Below are 18,426 nucleotides of genomic sequence, written 5' to 3' on the forward strand. Positions count from 1 at the left end.
TCGGGCTGTCGGTGGGGGCCAAGCTGGTGGCGGACAAGTTCCTGCAGCCGCAGACGCTGGGGATACTGGTGCTGGGGGTGATTGCGTTCTGCGTGGGGACGGCGGCGGGGGTGCTGATGGCGAAGCTGCTGAACCTGTGCAGCCGGAACAAAATCAACCCGCTGATTGGCTCGGCCGGGGTGTCGGCGGTGCCGATGGCGGCCAGGGTGTCAAACAAAGTGGGTCTGGAGTCGGACGCGCAGAACTTCCTGCTGATGCACGCGATGGGCCCGAACGTGGCGGGGGTGATTGGCTCGGCGATTGCCGCCGGGGTGATGCTCAAGTACGTGCTGGCGATGTAAAAACGTGTTGTTCCCGGCTCGCGCTGCGCTTAGCCGGGCTACCCGCCCGGACGGGCGCCGCGCGCCGCCTCCGGGAAATACCCCAGGCTACGGCGCAAAAGCCCGATCGGGCGGTACGTAAAACGTCGTATTCCTACTGGATGAGTTCTGAAATCAGTAAATCTGTGGGCCGATTCAGCGCCGTCGGCCCCTAAAAAAGAGAAAATGACCTTTTGATGTCAATTCGCCCAATGTTTGCCCGAAAAATCACGCACTGGTTTGCCCGACGTTCGTTTCAGAACCGCATCTTCCTGTTGATCCTGTTTACCTCGACAATCGTGATGCTGGCCATGTCATGGTATCTCACCAGCATTACGGAGGAACGCCTGCATTACCAGGTGGGACAGCGCGCGCTGATTCAGGCCATGCAGATCTCCGCCATGCCCGAACTGGTTGACGCGGTAGAAAAGCACGATTTACCGCGCATTAAAGAACTTATCGACCCGATGCGATCGTTTTCCGACGCCACCTATATCACCGTCGGTGACGCGAAAGGTCGGCGCCTGTATCACGTGAATCCAGAGGAAATCGGTAAATCGATGGAAGGCGGAGACAGCGACGAGGCGCTGTATAACGCCAAAAGCTACGTGTCGGTGCGTAAAGGATCGCTCGGTTCGTCATTACGCGGCAAGTCGCCGATCCAGGACAGCACCGGGAAGGTGATCGGTATTGTATCGGTGGGCTACACCATCGAACAGTTAGAAAACTGGCTGAGTCTGCAAATCGGATCGCTGATGATCCCGATGGCGATCATGCTGCTTCTGCTGCTCTACTGCGCCCGGCGCTTCTCGCTGCATATCAAAAAACAGATGCTGAATATGGAACCACAGCAGCTCTCACAGCTGCTTATCCAGCAGAGCGTCCTGTTTGAATCGGTCTTTGAGGGGCTGATAGCTATTGACTCCCACTACCGAATTACCGCCATCAATCAAACCGCAAGGAGGCTATTAAACCTGAGCCAGCCGGAAACCATTCTGATTGGCAAAAGCATCAGCAGCGTGATCTCTCAGGAGGCATTCTTCTATGACGCGCCGCAGACAAATAAAAAAGACGAAATCGTCACTTTTAATCAGATTAAAGTGATCGCCAGCCGTATGGCCGTCACGCTTAATAACGAGCCCCAGGGCTGGGTCATTAGCTTTCGCAGTAAAGACGATATCAACACTCTGAGCCTGCAGCTCAGCCAGGTCCAGCAGTACGCGGATAACCTGCGCGCCGTACAGCACGAGCATCGCAATCTGATCTCCACCATTGCCGGGCTGCTGTTTTTAAAACGCTACGATAACGCGCTGGATCTTATTCAGCAGCAGTCTGAGAGCCACCAGAAAGTGCTCGATTTTATTGCCCGCAATTTTAAAGTGAACCACCTTGCCGGGCTGCTGATCGGCAAATATTACCGCGCCAAAGAGCTCGGATTAGAGCTGGTCTTCGATCCCGCCTGTCACGTTGAAACCCTCCCCTCTTCGCTGTCGCATAATGAATGGATCTCGATCGTCGGCAATTTGCTGGATAACGCCTACAACGCCGCCCTACGTCAGCCGGCAGGTTCAAAGCAGATCGAATGCCTGATCAACAGCGAGGGCGGCGAAGCGATCGTCGAGATCGCCGACCAGGGCTGCGGGATTGAGGAATCGCTGCGCGATCGTATTTTTGAGCGCGGCGTGACCAGCAGCGACAGCGGCGATCACGGCATCGGACTCTGGCTGGTTCGCAGCTACGTTGAGCAGGCGGGCGGCAATATCGTCGTCGATGACAACATCCCTTTTGGCACTATTTTTACCCTTTATATCCCCCTGACCCGAGATGAACACCATGGATAGCATCACCACTCTCATCGTTGAAGACGAACCTATGCTGGCGGAAATTCTGGTGGATACCATCAAGCAATTTCCCCAGTTCGAGGTCATTGGCATTGCGGATAAACTGGAAAGCGCAAAAAAGATGCTTCGCCTCTATCAGCCCCAGCTCACCCTGCTGGATAACTTCTTACCCGATGGCAAAGGACTCGATTTGATCCGCCACGCCGTCAATACTCATTATAAAGGGCGCATCATTTTCATCACCGCCGACAACCATATGGATACCATCAGCGAAGCCCTGCGGATGGGCGTTTTTGATTACCTGATTAAACCCGTTCACTATCAGCGCCTGCAGCATACGCTTGAGCGTTTTGCCCGCTATCGCAGCTCTCTTCGCTCAAGCGAGCAGGCAAGCCAGACCCATGTTGACGCCCTGTTCAATATCCAGGCAAAAGAGCACGCGGAAGCCGCAGGCTCTTCGCTGCGGGGTATTGATGAGAGCACCTTTAATCGGGTATTACAGCTCTTTGCCGATCCGGAAACGGTCCATACCGCAGACACCCTGGCCCGTATTCTCGGCAGTAGTAAAACCACCGCTCGCCGCTACCTTGAGCAGGGCGTTAAAAACGATTTCCTTGAGGCTGAAATCAGCTATGGCAAAGTCGGCAGACCGGAGCGGATTTATCACGGTAAACATCCTGCGCATATTTAAGCACCAGGAGATGCCCTGTTGATTGTGCATCTCCTTTCACTCGCTTATTCCACCGTGTAGCTGACAATAATTTGCCCTTTTTTCATCTTCACCTGGGAAATGACGACTTTACCCAGTTCGGACAGGCTGGCCACGTGCGTCCCGCCGCAGGGATAGCTCTGCATGTCGCCGAACCCGACCTTGCGCAGGCCATCGGCAAAAGTAAGCTGACGCGGTAAATTGTCTGCCTGCCAGGCCTCAACTTTTTCCAGCAGCGCGCTGGCCTCGGGCAGCCCGCCATGCGCGCCTGGGGCAAAAATAATACGGCTTTCTCCCGGCCAGTGATGTCCTTTGATCGGCTGCCAGCCCGACAGCTCCCCGGCCTGGGCAAGCGCGTGCCCGGCGGAGTGCAGACGCGCATGCAGCCGCCGGCTCTCTGGAGCGATGCGGATCGTGACCTCGCCGGCCGGCAGCGGCTGTGAAACGATATGCGCTACGCTATCGCCGCGCGAAACCACGCCTTCGACCGCCAGATCGGCAATCCAGCCGCGATCCGCCGGCTGCCCGCCACCCTGCGGATGAAACAGCGTGCGGTCCAACTCAATGGCATAGCGGCCATCGGCTTCGCTCAGGCAGTTGACGACTTGCGCCAGGCATTCAGTGGCGTCGCTGGTGTAATAAAGGCGTTCAGTCATGGTTGTCCTCCTCTCTGTCAGGACAGTATATTGATATTACTGGTGGCGATAATCCCGCCTGACATCAATGCAATTTTGCTCTGGAAGCACGAATGAATCTGAGCCTACTGCCCGACCTCGCCCTGTTTGTGCAGATTGTGGAACAGGGCAGCTTTTCCGCCGTCGCACGCCAGGCTGGCGCAACGCCTTCGGCGATCAGCCGCAGCGTCTCGCGCCTGGAGCAGGAGATGGGCTGCAAGCTGCTGCACCGCACCACGCGCAAGCTGCGCCTCAGCGATGCCGGGAAAATGGTGTATGAACATGCGCTGGAGATGCTGGAATCGGCGCGTATGGCCATGGACTCCGCCAGCAGTACCCAGGCGGTGGCGCAGGGCAAGCTCACGCTCAGCGTGCCGAAAGCCGTGGGACGGTTTGCCATTCACCCGCTGATGCTGGAATTTTTTAACCGCTACCCGAAGATCGACGTCTGTCTGCGGCTTGAGGATCGGGTTCTCGATTTTATTGATGACGGCATCGATCTGGCGCTGCGTATCACCCCTACCCCCTCGCCGGGGCTGCACGGTAAGCCTTTGATGACCATCAGCCACGTCATCTGCGCGACGCCCGGCTATCTGGAGCACTATGGAACGCCGCAAACGCCGCAGGATCTGCGCGAACATAGCTGTATCAGCCTTGGCGAGACGCCCGCCGATTCGCGCTGGAAGTTCCGCCGCGGGGGGAAAACGGAAACGATTCAGACTCACGGCCGCTACGCCGCCAACCATACCGCCGTGCGCCTCGATGCCGTGAAGCAGAATCTGGGCATCGGCAGCCTGCCGCTGTTTACCGCCCGTGAGGCGCTGGCGCGCGGCGAGATTGTGCAGGTTTTACCGGAGTGGGAGTTTATCAGCCGCTATTCCGGCCAGCTCTGGCTACTGTGGTCGGGCAATAAGCATATGCCCGCCAGAATGCGGGCGATGATTGATTATCTTAGCGAGAAGATGAAGCCGGCTTCAGGCAACACAGCCATAGCGCGACGATCAAAAACCATGGAATAATAAGGCACAGGGCGAACCACCATCCTGAACGACCGATATCGTGCATCCTGCGGCAGCCAACGGCCAGCAGCGGGACAATCATCGGCAGCAACAGAATACCGCTGAGCGGCACAGCGAAAAAAATGAACACGCCGTACTCAGAGTTATGCTGCACTGCCAAAAACCAGGTCGCCAGCGGCAGGGCAAGAATCAACAGGTTGATGAGCAAAAAAGACCAAAACTCCTGCCTGCTGGCCACTCCGCTAAAATCGAGGCCCTTTTTCCATCCGTTAAAATACGCTTGTCCATTCGTCATTTTTCTCTCCCTGTTCATAGCCCAATCCAGAATTGGCTGCGTACCGGAGAGATTACGCCAGAATAACCCACCGTGCGATAGCATAAAGCAGCAAGAATTTTGAACGTGAGTTATTTTACCTCGGCTATGAATAAAAACGGGGATGCGATATCACCCCCGTTGATTCATCTTGATGATCAATATCGTTTACTGATGGTGGGTTGTTAAGCGTAATTTATTATAATTAATCAGGCTTCCCGCCTTAATTATCTCCCGCTCTGCTGAGGTGAGCCCCTCCATGTAAAGAGAGATCTCTTTAATGGGGCGATCGTGGCCGATCACGAACGCGGTAATCTGACGCAGATCGGTTTCCAGGGCTGACCTGATCCCCGGGATATAGATGAAGTCGCCGACCTCAAACTCCGGCAGCGCCTTCATCTGCAATGGCAGCATTCCCCAGTTAATCACGTTCGAACGATAGCGCTTCGTGGCATACTGCTGGGCAATATTTGCCAGGCCACCAAGGACTCTCTGGCAGCTGGCGGCTTGCTCTCGTGCGGAACCATCGCCGGGTTTGACCGCATAAACCATGCTGCCAATCTCCGTCTGCTCAAGCGTGACATTTTCCTGCCCCGGCAGTTGGCGGATCCGGGAAAAAACCGCCTCAAGCTGCGGATCCAGGCGACAAGGATCGTCCCCCTCGATCCGTAATTTTTCCAGCGCCGCAATCTTCTTACTACGGCCGACGTAGCCCGGGTCGCGTCGCGAAAGGGTAAACTCAGCCAGCCCTAACGGATTGGAGCGAAATGATGAGGTTTCGCCTGATGGAATCAGTTCATCGGTAGTGGTCACCGGATCCATGATTTTTGAGGTCACGTTTAACAAAATATTGTCCGTCAGCTCACTCATCTCCGGCCAGTCTTTTATATTGGGGCCGTAGATCAGCGCTTGCCGGGTCGCTCCTTTAATAAACCCTTGATAAACACGACTCCGATAAGGTGAAGCATCAAATTCATACTGCGGAATGTCTTCCCAGCAATCAAGCGCGGAAGCCGATGTCAGCACGCCCCCATTGGCAGCCGTCGCCGCTATGGAGCGGGCATCCATCAGCGCAACGGCCGACATTTGCCCATTCCCGGGTTTGGACCCTTCCCGGTTGGGAAAATTACGCGTCGTGTGGCGAATGCTCAGTCCATTATGCATGGGCGTGTCGCCTGCGCCGAAGCAGGGGCCGCAAAATGCGGTACGCATAATTGCGCCGGCGCTTAATAAATCGGTCGTTATCCCTTTTTTGGTCAGATCCATCAGCACCGGCTGGGATGAGGGATATATCGAGAGAGAGAAAACGTTGTCACCGCAGGCGTGATTTTTTAAGGCATGAGCCGCTTCGACCACGTTAACATAATTTCCGCCAGCGCAGCCGGCGATGATCCCCTGCTGAATCCGCAGCTTCCCATGTTCGACTTTATCCAGCAGAGAGAGCCTGGCGCGTCCCTGGGAAATGTTATCCGCCGCAATCTCAACCTCGTGCAAAATATCCTGCAAATTCTCATTAAGCGTATCAATTTCATATACGTTGGCAGGGTGAAAAGGCAAGGCGATCATCGGCTTGATGGTGCTTAAATTCACTTCTATGCAGCCATCATAGTAGGCCATCTCTTTTGCTGAGAGCGGACAATAGTCTTGTTCCCTGCCGTGAATACGCAGGTAGTTTTTTGTCTCTTCATCCGTTTGCCAGATGGACGATAAACAGGTGGTCTCCGTGGTCATCACATCTACGCTATTCCTGAAGTCGGTAGACATTGTCGCCACCCCAGGCCCCACAAACTCCATAACTTTATTTTTCACATAACCGCGCTCGAACACCGCGCCAATTATCGCCAGGGCAATATCCTGAGGGCCAACGCCGGGCGAGGGTTTTCCTGTCAAATACACGGCGACAATCTCAGGATAATCAATATCCCAGGTCTCTCCGAGCAGTTGCTTAACCAACTCGCCGCCCCCCTCGCCAACCGCCATGGTCCCTAAAGCGCCATAGCGCGTATGGCTGTCGGAGCCCAGGATCATTTTTCCACCGCCGGCCATCATCTCGCGCATATATTGATGAATAACTGAGATATGGGGCGGGACATAAATACCGCCATATTTTTGCGCTGAGGACAAACCAAATATATGATCGTCGCTGTTGATAGTGCCGCCGACAGCGCAAAGCGAATTATGGCAATTCGTCAGAACATAGGGTAATGGAAAACGTTCCATTCCCGAGGCCTTAGCAGTCTGGATGATGCCCACAAAAGTAATATCGTGGGAGGCCATTGAATCAAATTTAATGTTTAACTGCTGTTCATTCCCTGAAGTATTATGGGCGGAGAGGATCGACCACGAGATCGTTCCCTTGCGTGCCTCATGCTTGTCTAACGCGACTGACCTTTTATCAGCAGCAATAATACCGTGCTGATGTGATATATAAACTCCGTGGTCATACAATTTAATCATCACATATATCCTTAGATGTTGAAAAAATACGCCTGACATTAGCCATTCGATAACAATGGCTGACCGCGATTAATAAAATGGGAAGAAAACAGGCAGCAAAATAAAGCTGACAATGACCGATATCAAAATAAGCGGCAATCCAACCTTAACGTAATCGACAAATTTGTACCCACCCGCGGAAAAAATCATCATATTAGCCGGGGTGCCCACCGGCGTTGCGTAAGCACATGAACAGCCGATAACAATCGCCATTAACACCGCCCGGGGATCGGCGCCCATAGAATGAGCAATAGACAGGCCAATCGGCATTAATAAAGCGGCGGTTGCCGTATTCGACATGAAATTGGTTAACGCGCAGGAGATTATCAATACGGCGCTCAGAAGTAAGAAAGGCGACGCCTGCTGGCCTAATAACGCGATAATTGAGCGCGCCATAATGGCGCCAGCGCCGGTGGTTTCCAGCGCTTTTGCTAATGCCAGAGTGCCGCCGAAGAGGAAAATCGTCTGCGAGTCGATAGCCTGGTAAGCCTGTTTTTCCGTAATGACCCGGGTCACAATCAACGACAATGCGCCAATTGAACCGACGATCGCAATCGGCAAACCCAGCTGTTTTTCAAAAATCATGCCCAGTACGGTCAGGATTAATACCGATAGCGCAATCACCTGCTTATATTTCGGGCATGCCTGCGCTTTAATATTATTAACACTTTGAGGCTGGGCCGCATTCGTTTTTGGCAATATGCGATAGCCGATCGTCACAAAATAGAGTATGCCGCAGGCCAGCATCGGAATGCCTAACTTAGCATATTCAAAAAACCCGAAGCGTTGACCAACCTGCTCCAGCGCCGACTGCGCGATCAGATTGCCGGGTGAGCCGATCAGCGATAAATTTCCCCCCAGCGCCGAGGCAAAAGCCAGCGGCATAAGCAAGCGCGACCGGGCATATCCTGATTTCATCGCTGCGCCAATCACTACAGGAATGAGGACCGCCGCCGTGCCGGTATTGGATAGCAGCCCGGAAAGCGTTCCGCAGACCAGCATAATGACGACTATCAGCTGCTTTTCTGTCCTGGCGTAGCGTGTAACCATACTACCAATTTTATCCGTCACCCCGGTTTCGAATAAGGCGCCGCCAACCACAAACATAGCCACAAACAAAATCACATTTTGATTAATAAAACCGGCAAAAGCCGTTTTGACATCAAAAACCCCGGTCACCACCAGAGTAATACAAACAATCATGGCCGTTACCGCTAAAGGTATTTTTTCCCAAACAAACATGACAATAGAAAAAACCAATAGCGACAACGTAATCGTAACTGGAGACATAAATATATCGCACCTCACCTTGCTAAAAGGCTATGTTTTCTTAATAAGAGGACTTCCCCCCGGGCATCAGAGGATGCCCGGGCAAACCTTCATCTCCTTAAAGATTATTTAAATTACTCCCCAGGCGATTAACATCTCCCACCACCATACCCCGAGGGTGATTTGCAGAATAAAAGTCAGCAATGCTAATATCCCACCAATAATCCACCATGATTTGATATCATTATAGCCAACGCCAAAAATAACTGGCCCTGCCGCACCGCCGTAGTGGGTTACCATGCCACCATAAGAGTTGCTGAATAATAGCGCGAGCGCGGTGAGCATTATCGGTGCGCCAGAAACATTCGCCAGCATGGCAAAGACCGGTACCATCGCGACAATATAAGCACTCCCTGACGCGAAGAAATAACGAACCAATATGCTCAGTGCGACAATCACAATAAAAGCGACATTGCCGTGGCCATCAAAGGAAATATTATTTTTAAGCGCCTCTGCTAGCCATACGAAAAATCCAACCTTAGAGAGCAATGAGCTTAAACCAATAATGCCCCCGTACCAGATGAGCGTATTCCATCCTCCTTTATTCTTAATCACGTCATCCCAGGTGACGATTTTCAATACCAGCATCAGCGCCATTACGCAGATCGCAACGGTAGACTCATTGACCCCCAGGGCGCTGCTGAATACCCAACCGCCGAGCGCAAGAACAAAAAGGCAAGAGAGCATCTTTTCCCGCACCGTCATGGGCCCCAAAGCGTCTATGCCTGTCTGAGCAATCTTTTTATTATCAACCCGCTTTAATTCTGGCGGATACAGCTTGTAGGTAATCAGCGGCGTCAGCAGCAACATAATGATGCCAGGTAGTCCTGCGGCCAGCGCCCATCCTCCCCAGCTCAATTTTATGTGGCAAATATCTTCGATCATTTTCAGCGCGAGAATATTCCCGGCCATGGCGGTGAAGAACATGTAGCTGGTCGTTTTAGTGACCATATAGATGTTCAGCATGAGGTAGTGGCCCACGCGCTTCGCGCTCCGCTCCGGCTCTGACCCTAAGGCGACGGCGACGCTATTGATTATGGGTAAGACGATGCCGCCGGCGCGGGCCGTATTAGACGGCGTGGCGGGCGCCAGAATCAGGTCAAGAAAAGCGGTAACATAGCCAAGGCCCAACGTCGTGCTGCCAATCCTGCCGATAAGAATATAAGCAATTCTTTTACCCAATCCGGTAATCACAAATGCCGCGCTCAGGGTAAATGCAGAAAAGACTAACCAGGTGGTACCTGATGAATATCCGCTTAATACGCTGGCGGCTTTTATCGAACCGTCACCCAAATTTCCCACAATCACCATTGATGCCGCAACGGCGATCAGCAATACCACGGGTTCAGAAAACGGTTTAATTACTAAACCTACAATCGCTGCCAGATAGATACCGGATAATACCCAGGCAAGTGTTGATAATCCTTCCGGCGCCGGGCATAAACTGATGAGTAACGGTATTGCTATAATAACAAGCAGCTTCCATAATTTATTATTTTGCATTTCCATTCCTTACCTGCACTCAATATTTGAGGATGCTTGTTGAACGTATTCACATGCCTCCCCTCTCCTCTTCTACGGTGGATTGATAGATAATCGGAGGGTGGATATTTATTCGGGGATGTAAACCGTTCCTGAAAGGATTTTCCGCGCGGTACGTATAACCGATGCCCGAATATCCTCCGGGCGCTCAGCTGTATGACTTAAATCGACGTCGATCCCCCCGCTGGGATGTTCGACTGTAATAACGCCATCGCCCGATAGCTTCGTCAGTTCATTCGCAATAGTGCCTGGAATAACACATGCGCTTGCCAGACCGATAGCGCCGGTAATCGCCAGCGATTTATGACAGTTATGCGGCATAAAATAACGTACATTTAGCGTTCCGCCGCTTAGCGCCGGAGAAATCAGAACCGGTTTAGGGATAACCATATTGCTCACATCCCCAAACCCCATCGCCTTCCCGGCCTGACGGCGAATAGATTCCAGCGATTTGAGTAAGGCTGTATCCCGATCTAATTCGCTGGCAGATTCATATCCGGTTTTTCCCAGACTCTGGGCCGGGATCACCACCATAGGCATAGCCATATCAATACAGGTCACTCGCACATTATCAAAAACTTCCATACGATTGCCCGTTGGGAAAAGCTGGCCGGATTTTGCGCCCGCGGCATTCAAAAAAGTCAGCGCAACCGGCGCGGCATGGCCTGGAACGCCATCGATTTGCGTATCGCCTTCATAAATAACCTTTCCATCTGGTGTTTGAACGTCAGCGTCAACAAAGGTATTGGTGTTCACATTTCTTATACGCACTCGCGTAACCGGCGACAGCGCCTTAACCAACCCATGTTCAATGGCAAAGCCGCCAACCGCGCACAGCATATTGCCGCAGTTTGGCGTCGTATCCACCCGCCGTTCATTGACGATGACCTGAACAAACAGATAATCGATATCCGCTTTGTCGCTAAGGGATTGGCTAATAATGGCCACTTTACTGGTTTGCGGGCTCCCTCCGCCAATACCGTCAATCTCCAGCTCGTGACCGGATCCCATTATGGTTAACAAGCACTCATCACGTTTCTGAATATCCTTGGGTAAATCATCTGCTAATAGAAAGGCACCTTTTGATGTCCCTCCACGCATTAATACACAGGGAATGCTCTTCATAGCATGTTCCTTATCCGCCAGAAATAAATAGAAGAATTGAATAAAACGCCGCGTGAATTTAATTGGTTTTATGTTCTTTAAGGTTTTTATTTACTTAATTAACGGCCAGATAAATCACGCCAGGTATTTTATCAATACATTCTACTTGCAAGAATTTCGCTGGTTGATAAAATTTTGCCATAAGAGTTATTCCTGCTAAGTATTAATAAAAAAGCATGTCTGCTTAATAATGACTTGTCGTCTACTTAGAACAACGCTTATTAAACCCTACGGAGCAATAATGAAAAATGAACTATCCGGTATGAAAGCTTTCGTCACGGTGGCAGAGCTTGGCTCATTTAGCAAAGCCGCCGAGCAGCTCAGCCTCTCGCAGCCGGCACTCACCAAAAAGATAAAAAAAATAGAGAGTCATCTGAATATTGCGCTGTTCGAACGAACCACGCGAAAACTTGCGCTTACCCAGGCCGGAAAAATACTGCTCCCCAAGGCCAAAGCGTTGATTTCCAGTCTTGATGCGGCAATATTTAACCTCAACGATTCAACGTCTCAATTACATGATACCGTTACGCTATCTTGCATTCCGACCGCCGTATTTTACTTTTTACCGCGCGCTATCGTGCAATTTAATAAAAACTACCCCAACATCAAAGTACGAATTTATGAACAAGGTATAGAAACGTGCATGAACTCGGTACGAAAAGGCGAAGTTGATTTTGGAATAAACATGAACTTCATCACATATCCAGACATCGATTTTATCCCCCTGGTGAATGAACCTTTTGTTCTGGCCTGTCGGCAAGACCACCCTCTGGCGTGTCGAAAATTAGTCGAATGGCGGGAACTGGTGAGCCAGACCTTAATCGGCGTCAGGAAATCAAGCGGCAACCGACAGTTAATAGAGAAATGCCTGGCGGATAAGCCCTGGCGACTGGATTGGTTTTATGAAGTCAGGCATTTGTCGACCTCGCTCGGCCTTGTCGAAGCCGGACTGGGCGTCTCGGCGCTTCCCTGTCTGGCAATGCCCCATAGCGGCAATAGCACCGTCGTGAGCGTTCCGCTCGTGGAGCCGGTTATCCGGCGGACGCTTGGTATGATCCGCGTAAAGAACAGACCTCTCTCCGCGGCGGCAGAACGATTAGCTTCGCTCTTACTGCTTATGTGGACGGATGAAGCGGGCGCGCTATGGCGCAACGTCGTTGATGCCACTCACAATACCTGAGCGCCACGCCGGCCGCTTCGTCCCCCGGTTAAGGCGCCAGGGCAATCACCTCGGCCGCCCAGCGCTGAAATCCTTCTACGTCCAGCCCCAGCGCCACCCGCGCATTTGCCGGCTGGCCCAGCCTGCCCTCGATATCAACCACCGTGGTGCCTGAGGTCCATGTGCCCTGGGTTTCTACCGCCACAAAGCACGGTTCAAGGGTAAAGAGCTGCGGGCGAACCAACCACGCAATCGCGCACAGGTCGTGCATACGCAGCCCGCTGCTCATGCTGCCGCTACGGTAGTGGCTAAACAGCGCGTGCAGCATTTTCCCGGTCTGATTCAACGTTGGCAGAGTGGCGAGGTAATCCGGCGCCAGCATCGCCTGATTGGTGACGTCCAGCCCGCACATGACGATATCCAGCCCGCTGTTGAACACTTTAGCCGCCGCTTCCGGGTCGATGGCGATGTTAAATTCCGCATTCGGCGTAAAGTTGCCGCGCCCGGCGGAGCCGCCCATGATAACCAGGCGACGGATATTAAAGCGGCATTCGGGATACTGGGTCAGCAGAAGCGCAATGTTGGTTAACGGGCCGATCGCCACCAGCGTCATCGGCTCCGGGGCGTGCATCAGCGCGTCGCGGATCGCCTGAAACGCCGGTTTCGCCAGCGGCTGGCGGTGATGTTCAACGAAATCGTAGCCTTCCATACCGGACTCGCCGTGCACCGAGGCGGCGTCGCGCAGAGGGCGAACCAGCGGCATCGACGCGCCCTGGGCCAGGGGAACATCGGCGTTCCAGAAATGCAGAAGCTGAAGGGCGTTGCGGGTCGTTTTCTCCACCGACACGTTGCCCGCCACCGTAGTCATCAGCTGCAGATCAAGCTCGGGGGCGAACAGCGCGGCGGCAATCGCCGCGGCGTCATCAATGCCGGGATCGGTATCCAGAATGATAGGTAAGCGCATCGTTTCTCCATAAAAAATGCCAGACGTTAAGTCTGGCATCTTCTCATACTGCGGCGGAAAAGAACTTACTCTACTTCACGGACATCTACGCGCAGCTCTTTCGGCACCTCGAAAACGATGTTCTCTTCGCGGCCTTCCAGCGGCACCGCTTCGCCGCCGCCCAGCTCCTGCAAACGCGAAATCACGTTCTGTACCAGGATATCCGGCGCCGATGCGCCCGCGGTCACGCCGACGCAATCCGCTTCTTTGACCCAGGCTTCCTGGATATCGGTCGCGTCGTCGATCAGATAGGCCGCTTTCCCCATCCGCTGCGCCAGCTCGGCAAGGCGGTTAGAGTTAGAGGAGTTCTTCGACCCCACCACCAGCACCACGTCGGCCTGCCCGGCCAGCGCGCGGACGGCTTCCTGGCGGTTAGTCGTGGCGTAGCAGATATCATCTTTACGCGGCCCGACGATTTTCGGGAAACGCTCGCGCAGAGCGTCAATCACGTCGGAGGTATCGTCGACGGAGAGCGTCGTCTGTGTCATAAACGACAGCTTAGCGTCGTTTTTCACGTCCAGCGTCCAGACATCGTCCGGCGATTCCACCAGGTACATCCCCCCCTGCGGGTTGCTGTACTGCCCCATGGTGCCTTCAACTTCCGGGTGACCGGCGTGGCCAATCAGAATGGACTCTTCGCCGCGGCGGCTGGCGCGGGCGACTTCCATATGCACTTTAGTCACCAGCGGGCAGGTGGCGTCAAAAACCGTCAAATCGCGGCTTTTCGCCTCGTTGCGAACGGCCTGAGAGACGCCGTGGGCGGAGAAAATCAGGATGGCGCCGTCCGGCACTTCGCTAATCTGCTCGATAAAAATAGCGCCGCGTTGACGCAGGCTGTCGACAACATAGCGGTTGTGCACGACTTCATGACGCACGTAGATCGGCGCGCCGTATAGCGTCAGCGCATTTTCAACAATGCTGATAGCGCGGTCAACGCCTGCGCAGAAGCCGCGCGGGTTAGCCAACAGAATCTGCATCTTACCCCTCCAGCGCCGGATCGATCTCCAGCACTTCAACATCAAAATGAACGGTACGCCCGGCCAGCGGATGATTGAAATCAACGGTGATCGAATCGCCGTTCACTTCGCGGATCACGCCGGGCATTTCGCTGCCATCCATTGCGGTAAAGAGCATTATCGCGCCGACTTCCGGCTCGCCCGCGTCGATAAACTCCCGGCGCGAGAAATATTGAATCAGGTCCGGGCTCGGTACGCCAAACGCGGCGTCCGGCTCCAGCGAAAAGGTGGTTTTATCCCCTTCTTTCAGCCCCAGCAGATGCTGTTCCAGACCTTCAGAAAGCGAGGTATCGCCCAAGCGAAAGAGCGCGGGTTTACCGTTATTGCGGGTTGACTCTGCGGTGGAGCCATCGTCGAGCTTTAAGGTGAAGTGCACCAGCACCGCACTGTTGCTCTGTACTGATTTAGACATGCAGGTTGCTCACTTGTTTTGCCCGGCGGCAGCGCCGCCGGGCGAGTTTGTTACGCCTGTTTCTTCGCAGCCGCGTTCGGTAAAAAGCCTTCCAGCACAATCAGCGCCGCGCCGATACAGATAGCGGTATCGGCGAGGTTGAAGGTGGCGAAGTGCCAGTTCCCGACGTAGAAATCGATCATATCGACGACAAAACCATGCCACAGCCTGTCGAATAAATTCCCCAGCGCGCCGCCAATAATCAGGGCGTAGGCAATATTATTCAGCTTTTGCGTCGCCTTAGAACGATACATCAGCACCGCAAGGATCACGCAGATACCGATAGCGATACCGGCGAAGAACCAGCGCTGCCAGCCGCCGCTGTCGGCGAGGAAGCTAAAAGCCGCGCCATAGTTGCGCGCATAGTGCAGATTAAGCGATGGGAACAGCGACACCGTATCCCCCAGAGCGAAGTTCTGGAGGATCAGGAATTTACTGCCTAAATCGATAATCAGCACGGCTACGACGACCCACAGCCAGCGTAGCCCCGTTGAACAAATCGGTTTACTCATCAGGCAAACTTACGTTTTTCGCCGTCACCGGCGATGTTGCTGACACAGCGTCCGCAGATATCCGCGTGTTCCGCCACCTTGCCGATATCCGTGGTGTAATGCCAGCAGCGCGGGCACTTGTCACCTTCGGCTTTACTCAGCACGACTTTCAGACCTTTGAGCAGTTCACTCTGCCAGGCGTCGGCCGGAGCCTGCGCATAATCGGCAACGTTCGCCCCTGAGGTCAACAGGACAAATCGCAATTCATCGCCCAGCGCGTTCAGCTTCGCCGCGAGATCGGCATCGGCGTACAGCGTTACCGCCGCTTCCAGAGAGCCGCCCACCTGCTTGTCCGTACGAGCCTGTTCGATAACCTTGTTGACTTCGCCACGCACCTTCAGCAGCGCGTCCCAGAAACCGTCGTTCATCGCTTCGTCAGCGTCCAGGCCAAACAGGCCGGTATACCATTCGCCGGTAAAGACGTATTTCTCGCGGTCGCCCGGCAGGTAACCCCAGATTTCGTCAGCGGTGAAGGACATGATCGGCGCCATCCAGCGCACCAGCGCCTCGGCAATATGGTACAGCGCGGTCTGGCAGCTACGACGCGCGATGCTGTCAGCCTTGGTGGTGTACTGGCGATCTTTAATGATATCGAGCCAGAACGAGCCCATTTCGATGGAGCAGAAGCGCATCAGGCGCTGCACCACTTCGTGGAAGTCATAGGATTCGTAGGCTTTGACGATATCGTCCTGCGCCGCTTGCGCGCAGCCTACTGCCCAGCGGTCCAGCACGACCATCTCTTCCGGTTTCACCATATCTTTTGCCGGATCGAAACCGTTGAGGTTCGCCAGCAGGAAGCGCGCAGTGTTACGGATACGACGATAGCTGTCAGCGGCGCGTTTGAGGATCTCGTCAGAGACCGCCATTTCGCCGGTGTAGTCGGTGGAAGCCACCCACAGGCGCAGAATATCCGCGCCCAGCTTGTTCATCACGTCCTGCGGAGAAACGGTGTTGCCGATAGACTTGGACATCTTGCGGCCCTGGCCATCAACGGTAAAGCCGTGGGTCAGTACCTGGCGATAAGGCGCTTTGCCCTTCATCGCGGTAGAGATCATCAGGGATGACATAAACCAGCCGCGGTGCTGGTCGGAGCCTTCCAGATACATATCGGCGGCGTGACCGGCGAATTCAGGACGCACGTCAACGACGGAAGAGTGGGTCGAGCCGGAGTCAAACCAGACGTCCAGCGTATCCGGCACCTTCTCGTAGCTATCCGCGTCGGCGCCGAGGATGTCGCGGGAATCGAGATCCCACCACGCCTGGATGCCGTCGACTTCTACGCGTTTCGCCACTTCTTCCATCAGTTCCAGCGTGCGCGGGTGCAGCTCCTGCGTCTCTTTATGCACGAACAGCGACATCGGTACGCCCCAGGTACGCTGACGGGAGATACACCAGTCAGGACGGTTGGCGACCATCGATTCGATACGCGCCTGGCCCCAGTCTGGGATCCACTGCACGCCTTTGATTTCGGAAAGCGACTGTTTGCGCAGACCTTTTTGATCCATGCTCACGAACCACTGCGGCGTGGCGCGGAAGATGATCGGCGTTTTGTGACGCCAGCAGCACGGGTAGCTGTGCTGCATTTTTTCAACGTGCAGCAGCGCGCCTTTTTCTGACAGCAGCGCAACGACAACATCGTTGGCTTTAAAGACGTTTACGCCGTCCAGCGTTGGATAGGTTCCCGGCAGATAGGCGCCGTCCGGGCCAACCGGGTTCGCCACTTCCAGGCCATATTTTTGACCGATGACATAGTCATCCGGACCGTGGCCTGGCGCGGTATGCACCGCACCGGTACCCGCGTCCAGCGTGACGTGATCGCCCAGGATCGCCGGGACGTCAAAATCGAGGAACGGGTGCTTAAAGCGCATCAGCTCCAGCTCGGCGCCGTTCACCACCGCCAGGATGGTGTAATCAGCAATGCCGGCGCGCTTCATCACGCTGTCGACCAGGTCTTTTGCCAGGATCAGCGCCTGACCGTCAACCTGCACCAGCGCATAGTCAAACTCCGGGGAGAGCGAGATGGCGCGGTTCGCCGGCAGGGTCCACGGGGTGGTGGTCCAGATAACCAGAGAAACCGGACCGTTGACGTCGGCCACGCCAAATTTCGCCAGCACCGCCGCTTTATCGGCCGCGTGGAACGCCACGTCGATGGACGGAGAGGTTTTGTCGTAATACTCGACTTCCGCTTCCGCCAGCGCGGAGCGGCAGTCTACGCACCAGTGCACTGGCTTAGCGCCTTTGTGCAGGTGGCCGTTGCCGATGATTTTACCCAGCGCGCGGATGATGTTGGCTTCGGTTTTGAAGTCCATGGTCAGGTACGGATGCGACCAGTCGCCCAGCACGCCCAGACGGATAAAGTCTTTACGCTGTCCGTCAACCTGGGTGGCGGCGTATTCGCGGCACTTAGCGCGGAACTCGGCGGCGGTGAATTTCTCACCCGGCTTGCCGTACTCCTGCTCCACTTTCAGCTCGATCGGCAGACCGTGGCAGTCCCAGCCCGGTACGTACGGAGAGTCATAGCCCGCCAGCCCTTTGGACTTAACGATAATGTCTTTCAGAATCTTGTTAACCGAGTGACCAATATGAATGCTGCCATTCGCATAAGGAGGGCCATCATGCAGAATGAAGGTTTTTTTGCCTTTTTTGGCTGCACGAATGATGCCGTACAGGTCATCATCGGTCCAACGCGCCAGCATTCCCGGTTCACGCTTGGCGAGGTCGCCGCGCATCGGGAACCCTGTTTCCGGCAAATTCAGGGTCGATTTATAGTCACTCATCAGATTCTCGGTTCCGTATTTCG

Annotated in this window: 16 protein-coding genes; 5 read left to right on the top strand and 11 right to left on the bottom strand. The window is 54.3% G+C overall.

What is annotated here, in order from left to right; translation table 11 throughout:
• The 3 genes from SIK97_RS08935 to SIK97_RS08945 form a co-directional block, all read left to right on the top strand.
• Nucleotides 1-341: sodium ion-translocating decarboxylase subunit beta (locus SIK97_RS08935; RefSeq protein ID WP_154918367.1), on the top strand; the 341-nt coding region annotated here is incomplete at its 5' end.
• Nucleotides 342-571: 230 nt separating this feature from the next.
• Complete coding sequence (locus SIK97_RS08940; protein WP_014227876.1) at nt 572-2,200, top strand: sensor histidine kinase; 1,629 nt, start codon at nt 572-574, stop codon at nt 2,198-2,200.
• Nucleotides 2,193-2,891, top strand: a complete 699-nt coding sequence (locus SIK97_RS08945; RefSeq protein ID WP_032747893.1) for a response regulator — start codon at nt 2,193-2,195, stop codon at nt 2,889-2,891. Before SIK97_RS08940 ends, SIK97_RS08945 begins: the two co-directional genes overlap by 8 nt.
• Before the next feature lie 44 nt (nt 2,892-2,935).
• Here the strand turns inward: SIK97_RS08945 and SIK97_RS08950 are convergent, their stop codons facing one another.
• On the bottom strand, nt 2,936-3,565 hold the full coding sequence (locus SIK97_RS08950; RefSeq protein ID WP_032747890.1) for a serine-tRNA(Ala) deacylase AlaX: 630 nt from the start codon (nt 3,563-3,565) through the stop codon (nt 2,936-2,938).
• A gap of 92 nt (nt 3,566-3,657) precedes the next feature.
• Between SIK97_RS08950 and SIK97_RS08955 the strand changes: the two genes are divergently transcribed.
• Nucleotides 3,658-4,602, top strand: coding sequence for a LysR family transcriptional regulator (locus SIK97_RS08955; RefSeq protein ID WP_032747888.1), 945 nt, complete (start codon nt 3,658-3,660; stop codon nt 4,600-4,602).
• On the opposite strand, the gene SIK97_RS08960 is transcribed toward SIK97_RS08955, so the two are convergent.
• The 5 genes from SIK97_RS08960 to SIK97_RS08980 all read right to left on the bottom strand — a co-directional run bounded on the left by SIK97_RS08960 (nt 4,535) and on the right by SIK97_RS08980 (nt 11,407).
• Nucleotides 4,535-4,897 (bottom strand): DUF805 domain-containing protein, encoded by a 363-nt coding sequence (locus SIK97_RS08960; RefSeq protein ID WP_032747887.1) that lies wholly within the window; start codon nt 4,895-4,897, stop codon nt 4,535-4,537. The two genes, SIK97_RS08955 and SIK97_RS08960, sit on opposite strands and share 68 nt — an antisense overlap.
• Before the next feature lie 186 nt (nt 4,898-5,083).
• Nucleotides 5,084-7,372, bottom strand: coding sequence for a hydratase (locus SIK97_RS08965; protein ID WP_057173966.1), 2,289 nt, complete (start codon nt 7,370-7,372; stop codon nt 5,084-5,086).
• A 69-nt stretch (nt 7,373-7,441) separates the two neighbouring features.
• Complete coding sequence (locus SIK97_RS08970; RefSeq protein WP_032747884.1) at nt 7,442-8,701, bottom strand: SLC13 family permease; 1,260 nt, start codon at nt 8,699-8,701, stop codon at nt 7,442-7,444.
• 108 nt (nt 8,702-8,809) lie between these two features.
• On the bottom strand, nt 8,810-10,243 hold the full coding sequence (locus SIK97_RS08975; RefSeq protein WP_032747882.1) for an anion permease: 1,434 nt from the start codon (nt 10,241-10,243) through the stop codon (nt 8,810-8,812).
• 108 nt (nt 10,244-10,351) lie between these two features.
• Complete coding sequence (locus SIK97_RS08980) at nt 10,352-11,407, bottom strand: 4-oxalomesaconate tautomerase (RefSeq protein WP_032747881.1); 1,056 nt, start codon at nt 11,405-11,407, stop codon at nt 10,352-10,354.
• Between the two features lie 280 nt (nt 11,408-11,687).
• Between SIK97_RS08980 and SIK97_RS08985 the strand changes: the two genes are divergently transcribed.
• A complete protein-coding gene (locus tag SIK97_RS08985) occupies nt 11,688-12,626 on the top strand; it encodes a LysR family transcriptional regulator (RefSeq protein ID WP_014227868.1) in 939 nt (312 codons plus the stop codon).
• Nucleotides 12,627-12,654: 28 nt separating this feature from the next.
• On the opposite strand, the gene rihC is transcribed toward SIK97_RS08985, so the two are convergent.
• From rihC to ileS, 5 genes are all read right to left on the bottom strand, one after another.
• Complete coding sequence (gene rihC / locus SIK97_RS08990; RefSeq protein ID WP_025108499.1) at nt 12,655-13,569, bottom strand: ribonucleoside hydrolase RihC; 915 nt, start codon at nt 13,567-13,569, stop codon at nt 12,655-12,657.
• Between the two features lie 65 nt (nt 13,570-13,634).
• Nucleotides 13,635-14,585, bottom strand: coding sequence for a 4-hydroxy-3-methylbut-2-enyl diphosphate reductase (ispH, locus tag SIK97_RS08995; protein ID WP_014227866.1), 951 nt, complete (start codon nt 14,583-14,585; stop codon nt 13,635-13,637).
• 1 nt (nt 14,586) lies between these two features.
• Nucleotides 14,587-15,036 carry an FKBP-type peptidyl-prolyl cis-trans isomerase gene (fkpB, locus tag SIK97_RS09000; RefSeq protein ID WP_004098486.1) on the bottom strand — a complete coding sequence of 150 codons (450 nt, stop codon included), beginning with the start codon at nt 15,034-15,036 and terminating at the stop codon, nt 14,587-14,589.
• 50 nt (nt 15,037-15,086) lie between these two features.
• Entirely contained in the window at nt 15,087-15,587 is a 501-nt protein-coding gene (gene lspA / locus SIK97_RS09005; RefSeq protein ID WP_004098485.1) for a signal peptidase II, read from the bottom strand.
• Nucleotides 15,587-18,403 carry an isoleucine--tRNA ligase gene (gene ileS, locus SIK97_RS09010; protein WP_014227864.1) on the bottom strand — a complete coding sequence of 939 codons (2,817 nt, stop codon included), beginning with the start codon at nt 18,401-18,403 and terminating at the stop codon, nt 15,587-15,589. Before ileS ends, lspA begins: the two co-directional genes overlap by 1 nt.
• Between the last annotated feature and the right edge of the window lie 23 nt (nt 18,404-18,426).

The organism is Klebsiella sp. JN_Kp126 (assembly GCF_033843325.1).
GTDB lineage: Bacteria > Pseudomonadota > Gammaproteobacteria > Enterobacterales > Enterobacteriaceae > Klebsiella > Klebsiella michiganensis.